The sequence below is a fragment of the Spirulina sp. 06S082 genome (genome assembly GCF_034932145.1).
GTDB lineage: Bacteria > Cyanobacteriota > Cyanobacteriia > Cyanobacteriales > Spirulinaceae > CCY15215.
Genome location: NZ_JAYGHV010000331.1, coordinates 1 through 6,245, shown reverse-complemented (window position 1 = coordinate 6,245; position 6,245 = coordinate 1). Strand labels below are relative to the sequence as shown.

The 6,245-nt window shown below is 46.3% G+C and carries 6 protein-coding genes; all 6 read left to right on the top strand.

Annotated features, from left to right (window positions below; all coding sequences use genetic code 11):
• A partial coding sequence (pglX, locus tag VB714_RS20435) for a BREX-1 system adenine-specific DNA-methyltransferase PglX (protein ID WP_323226528.1) occupies nucleotides 1-1,670 on the top strand: 1,670 nt, incomplete at its 5' end.
• A gap of 55 nt (nucleotides 1,671-1,725) precedes the next feature.
• Nucleotides 1,726-2,622: a hypothetical protein gene (locus VB714_RS20430; protein ID WP_323226527.1), complete on the top strand. Its 897-nt coding sequence runs from the start codon at nucleotides 1,726-1,728 to the stop codon at nucleotides 2,620-2,622.
• A 54-nt stretch (nucleotides 2,623-2,676) separates the two neighbouring features.
• The gene (locus VB714_RS20425; RefSeq protein ID WP_323226526.1) at nucleotides 2,677-2,970 is read left to right on the top strand and encodes a hypothetical protein; all 294 of its coding nucleotides are present in this window, start codon (nucleotides 2,677-2,679) and stop codon (nucleotides 2,968-2,970) included.
• Nucleotides 2,957-3,409 (top strand): HNH endonuclease, encoded by a 453-nt coding sequence (locus tag VB714_RS20420; RefSeq protein ID WP_323226525.1) that lies wholly within the window; start codon nucleotides 2,957-2,959, stop codon nucleotides 3,407-3,409. The genes VB714_RS20425 and VB714_RS20420 overlap by 14 nt, the downstream gene beginning before the upstream one ends.
• On the top strand, nucleotides 3,399-6,005 hold the full coding sequence (pglZ, locus tag VB714_RS20415; protein ID WP_323226524.1) for a BREX-1 system phosphatase PglZ type A: 2,607 nt from the start codon (nucleotides 3,399-3,401) through the stop codon (nucleotides 6,003-6,005). Before VB714_RS20420 ends, pglZ begins: the two co-directional genes overlap by 11 nt.
• Nucleotides 6,006-6,049: 44 nt before the next feature.
• On the top strand, nucleotides 6,050-6,245 hold a 196-nt coding region (locus tag VB714_RS20410), incomplete at its 3' end, for an anti-phage BREX system Lon protease BrxL (protein ID WP_323226523.1).

Sequence of the window (6,245 nt, the reverse complement as noted above, 5' to 3'; positions counted from 1 at the left end):
TGAGCGATACAATAAAACAAGTTTTTGCCAAAAATATTCCCATCGGTGAATTTTTAAAAATTAAAGCGGGTATGTCAACAGGTGATAACAAACAATTTCAGAGAATATGGTGGGAAGTTTCAATTAGTCAAATCAGTTTTAATACTTTTGAAATAATAGAAACAAAAGATAATCAAATACGCTGGTATCCTTGTAGCAGTGGAGGAAGTTTTAGAAAATGGTTTGGGAATAATGAGTCAATTGTTGATTGGGAAAACAATGGAATGAGAATAAAACAACATAAAAGTTCTGCCGTAAGAAATTCCTCTTTTTATTTCAAAGAAGGAATTACTTATTCTAAAATTTCTTCTGGTCTTTTTTCTGCTAGAATAGTAAAACCTGGATTTTTATTTGATGATACTGGGCGTACAGGTTTCACAATCAAAGAAACTCCCAAAGAGATTATTTTGAGTTTTCTATGTTCTAAAGTTTCCCAAAATCTACTTAAAATTTTAACTCCAACTTTAAGTTTTACAACTAAAGAAATATTAAACTTACCTTTCCTTCTAAATTTAAAACTGACTCCTCCAAATCTAGAAAAGGCTGTAAACAGTCTTATTTTGCTTTCTCGTCAAGACTGGGATAATTTTGAAACCTCATGGGACTTCCAAAAACATCCCCTTGTTCAGTTATCAATTAATAATTATCAATTATCAATTAACAATAGTGAATTATTAGATAAACCCTTAACTATTGAACGCGCCTTTCAACAATGGGAACAACAAAGCGAAACCGCCTTTAACCAACTCAAACACCTCGAAGAAGAAAATAATAAACATTGGATCGAAGCCTACGGACTGCAAGACGAACTCACCCCGGAAGTCCCCGACGATCAAATCACCATCCGTAAAGCCGACCTGTCCCGCGATATCCGCTCCCTCCTCTCCTATGCCGTTGGCTGTATGATGGGACGCTATAGCCTCGATCGCCCCGGACTCATCCACGCCGGACAACCCTTCGACCCCAGCCAACACCAAACCTTCCCCGCCGACTCCGACGGTATCATTCCCATCACCGATCGCCCCTACTTCCCCGACGATATCATCACCCAACTGATCCAATTCCTAAAAACCGCCTACACTCCCGACACCCTCCCCCAAAACCTCGAATATATCGCCAACGCCCTCACCCGCAAAGCCAACGAAACCCCCCGCGACTGCATCCGCCGCTACTTCCTGACCCAGTTTACCTCCGACCACATCAAAACCTACAAAAAACGCCCCATTTACTGGCTGTTCACCAGTGGCAAAAAACGCGCCTTCAACGCCTTAGTTTACCTCCACCGCTACCAAGAAGATACCCTCGCCCGCCTGCGAACCGACTACGTTTTAGAACTGCAAACCAAACTCGACAGCGAGATCCAGCGTACCCAAACCGACCTCGGTAATGCCACCCACACCGCCAGCAAAAAACAACTCGCCAAACGCCTGAAAGACCTGCAAGGGCAACAACTCGAACTGCGGGACTACCAAGCCAAACTGCAACACCTCGCCGACCAACGCATCCAACTCGACCTAGACGACGGCGTAGCCTACAACTACACCCGCTTCAAGGGCCTAGTTTACGAAGGATCCGATCTGAAAATGAAAGACCTCGAAAAAGCAGCAAAGTGGAAAATTGACCTTGACTAAATTTAACCATTGGTTATAAAATTGGCAGTATCATAACCAGTGGTAAACTTGCGTTGTGTCAAAATACCAACTTTCCGCCGAAGAAATCCGGCGAATTCGGCGTGCCTTGGGAGAAACCCAAGCGCAATTTGCCGGAAGGCTTTACGTTGATGCCGTTACCGTTGCCCGATGGGAAACCGATCGGCGTAAATGTACCGGACTTTACGCCAAAACCATCGCCGATCTCGATCCTCAAAACTCACCCACCCCTCATCAGGAGTCAAAAATGGACATCGAACAAGACATCAAAATAGTTCCCTTACACCAACTCTATCGGTTTTCTCGCAAATTAAGCCTTCCCTTGCAGTATCTCGATCGCGAAGTTCCGGTTAAAGATCGAGATACTATCCTGCAAGCCTATCAGGAATGGTTTGAATGCGATGCTTATAGCAATGACATGATATTGGATGTGTGCTATGAAAGATTAGTTCGAGAAATTGGTTATTTTTGTCGTCCCTTCCTCAGAGGTCCCTTACATCCTGAAAAGGGTAATGGTTACGTGCTGCAAAAATTAGGTAATGCCCATCAAACTCTACTGGAAATTGCACGAGATATTGCCCCCCAGTGCGAGTCAGCGAAAAGCGATCGCATTGAACCCAATCTTACCCCCAGAGAACGATTGCTCTCGATTCAGTTCATCTTAGACGATCTTCTCTTGCAGCCCAATCTGAGAGAAGCAGATATTGCCCTACTCAAATTTTATCGGGCATTACAGGAATTTGCTTGGACGGAAATGAGTCGAAGAAAGAAACAGCCCATTCCCGTAACGGTTTCTTTTGCTTTAGGCAGATTATTGAGCGTTTTCTACCAAGGACCATTTACGGTCTCCGTTCCTACCCTTGATGACAGTACAAATCAGCAATATCTTCGGGAAGCCAGCCGAGAGATTGCTTGGGCTTATCAAGCAAAATAACTTTTGTACTATTGTCAACGGGCAGTAAAAAATTCAACTATAGAAACTCAAACCATGACATTTTCCACATTACCCAAACTCGATCGCTTACCTGCATCCCTGCCATTAGACGGTGCAGTTCGCCTTGAATTAGAAGAAGGTATTCCAATTTTACGTGCCTCTAATACCGTACAAAACCGCATTGAAGAATTATTGGAAAAACAGAAAGCAACTCCGTTAAGTTCGGAAGAAGAAACAGAATTAGACTGCTACGAAGAAATCGACGATTATTTGAGTTTTCTCAATCGAACCGTGCGAAATTTGTCTTTGTCTCAAAATCAATCATCTAACATCAATGTCTCGTCGTAAAATTCCCGATCGCATTCAGCAAGAAGTCCGACAACGGGCAAATGGATTATGTGAATACTGTCATGCGTCGGAACGCTGGCAGTATATTCGCTTCACCATAGATCATCTCATTCCCCTTGACTGTGGTGGAAGCGATGATATTGAAAATTTGGCTCTAGCTTGTTTCCATTGCAATCGCAGAAAATCAAATAAGACGATCGCGATCGATCCCCAGTCTCAGACTGAAGTTCCCCTTTTCAATCCTAGAGAAAGCGACTGGTGGGAACATTTTATCTGGTCTGAGAATTGTCTCTACATCCAAGGATTAACGCCCTGTGGCCGTGCAACAATCGAACAGCTACAGCTTAACAGAGAACGAGTCATTCAAATTCGCCAAGCCGATCGAGAAATTGGCAGACATCCCCCCCCTGACGATCCCGTAATAATGAATGAGTCGTAACTTTGAAAAGCCATTAACCGATCTAGGAAAATTGAACCCTAACCGTATCCAAAACAACATTCTGGCATTATTCAACAGCGAAACTCGCTGGCATCACAATAGCAGGCGAGTGGTATTCTGGTACGATCCCGAAGGACAATTTCAAGACACTTTCAACGAACTGCACCTCGAAGGCATCGAAAAATATCAACTCAGCGATCGCCCCTTCTCCACCAAGTATCACCTCCTCATCGAAAAACCCGAGCAACGATTTCTCCTCTACGCCCCCTTTCCCGAACCCAAACCCGAAGACAATGGATTGCTCGATCTCCAACTGGCAGGCTTGACATTTTCTGCCGATCGTGCTGCCTTAATCTTTGCCGACCTCGGCCTAAAACAGCGCAGTCTCGAGCAAACCATTCGCCAGCATCTCAAATTTTTTAACAGCAAAAAACGCGGCGAAAGCCTCTATAAAATGGGGCTATCCCCGGACACCGACCGGAAAGGATTGCTCTTGGCCATTTTATCCTCTGTCGTTGGCTTAAAAGTTCCCGATGCGGGATTGGCGATCCGCAAAGTCTTGAGTGCGGGATTGCTAGAATCTGATAACGACTTGTGGCAAGAGATCGATCGCTTCGATCTCGTAGAAGCCTTTTGGCAGTGGACCGCCGAACATACCCAATTTACCGCCAAAAAACGCAGCCTGCACAAACTTTTCGAGCAACTCCTCGTGACCCACTTCGCCAAATCCTTGCATGGAAATGTACCGGATTCTTTAGCTCCTCACATTATTCCTGCGGGACAGCGTGCCTACGCTTTCATCGACCAATGGATGCGCGATCGCATCGACAAAGACGAATGGAAGAACCTAAGCAGTCAAATTGCCGAAGAATTGCCGGTTTTAGAGATATTGCAACGCCTCTCCCCCGAAATTTTCTGCGAAGCTGCCAGTTTTGAAGACATCGATCGCGTCCTCCTGCGAAGAACCGTCGAAGCCATTCGCCAACGAGAAGATTTAACCCCTTGGCGAACTTGGTTGCAAGGACGGCGGACGCTCTTTTGGTTTGAGAACTATCGACATCACTACGAGGCGATCGAAGCCGCGATCGCCCTATTTTCCCTCAAAGATCGCTATCCTCACGGTTTCTCGGGGGATGCGCGAGAACTCTGGCAAAGCTATGTTGGGGAGTTGCACCAATTCGATCGCGCCTATCGACAGTTTATCGTCCAAAGCGATCGGGCCAAGGGAGACATCCTGAAAAAATTATCGGAAATTGTCGAAAACCTCTACAGCCAATGGTATCTCGATCGCTTGGGAGAAGCGTGGGACAAAGCAATGGGAGAACGATGGGAACTGTCCGGAGTCTTGTCCCAGAACCAGTTTTATCATCATTTTGTTAAGCCCGTCCTGCAAAAAAGCGATCGCGAGAAAGCCTTTGTCATCATCTCCGATGCCCTCCGTTACGAAGTCGCCAGCGAACTACAAACCCAGATTCAAAAAGAGCTACGGGGAACGATAGAACTTAAACCCCTGTTCGGCGTTCTCCCCAGCGTAACGAAACTGGGAATGGCGGCATTGTTACCGGGGACGAAGCTAGAATGGTTGCGCGATCGCAATGATGTTTTGCGAGACGATCTAAGTACCCAAGGCAGCTTTAAGCGGGAGTTGGTCTTGAATCAACTCTCTCAAACCGCCGCTAAAGTGCTATCTGCTAAGGATTTATTAGGGATGAATACAGACCAGGGAAGAGAAGCCGTGCAACCCTATCGCCTTATTTATATCTACCATAACGTCATTGATGCCATTGGCGATAAAGCTGCCAGCGAACATCAAGTATTAGCAGCTTGCGAAGAGGCGATCGCCGAACTCTTGCGCTTGGTAAAACGAATTTGCAACTCTCTCAACGGGACGCGGGTTTTCATTACCGCCGATCACGGCTTTCTTTACCAACGCCGTCCCCTCGCAGAAGCCGATAAGCGTTCCCTTCCTCAAGGAGAAGCCGTACTGGAAACCCATCGCCGTTATGTCCTTATCGATCCTTTGCAGGAAAGTCATCTTCCCAGCGATGAAGGAACGCACTGCTATAACCTTCCTTATTTATCTTCCAACCCGGTTGCCCTCGTTCCTCGAGGCAATCTGCGTTTTGCCTTACAGGGTGCGGGATCTCAATTCGTTCACGGGGGAGCCAGCTTGCAGGAAACCTGCGTACCCGTTCTCGCCTATCGCCATCAGCGATCGACCCAAACGGAAGAAGGACGGATACAGAAAGTCGGAGTACAGGTCAACGTCCGCGTTCGTCGGGTCACGAATAATCGCTTTAATCTCACCCTCGTGCAAACCGAAGCCGTTACGGGAAGATGGCGGGCGAGAGCCGTTTCCGTCGGTCTCTACACCCTCGAAACTTTTGACCCCATCACCGATATTCCCACGCTAGAATTAGCGAGCGATCGTCCTCAACCGAGCGATCGCGAACAGAAAATCCGCTTAACCATCATTAGTACCAACCCACCAACAAAAGGACTGTTAATTGTTAAAGATACGGACGATGACAGCGAACTACTACGAGAAACTTGGACGATTAACTTGGGAATCGTCAACGATTTTGGCGATTTTTAAAGAAAGATCGTTGATAATTGTTAATTGTTAATTGTTAATTGTTAATGGACGATTTAGATCGCAAACTCAATGAGGCCTACCCTGGGAAAGTCGTCCGCAAAGACCTCACCCAGCGCATTAAAGAAGGGGCAAACGTTCCCGTCTACGTTCTCGAGTATCTTCTAGGGATGTATTGCGCCACCGACGATGAAGCCACCATCGAAGAAGGAGTAGAAAACGTCAAGCGGATTCTAGCCGATA

Bases quoted from the DNA above. Each gene is read 5' to 3' on its own strand.
- VB714_RS20425 (WP_323226526.1), top strand. From the start codon at position 2,677: ATGACATTTTCCACATTACCCAAACTCGATCGCTTACCTGCATCCCTG.
- VB714_RS20420 (WP_323226525.1), top strand. From the start codon at position 2,957: ATGTCTCGTCGTAAAATTCCCGATCGCATTCAGCAAGAAGTCCGACAA.
- pglZ (WP_323226524.1), top strand. From the start codon at position 3,399: ATGAGTCGTAACTTTGAAAAGCCATTAACCGATCTAGGAAAATTGAAC.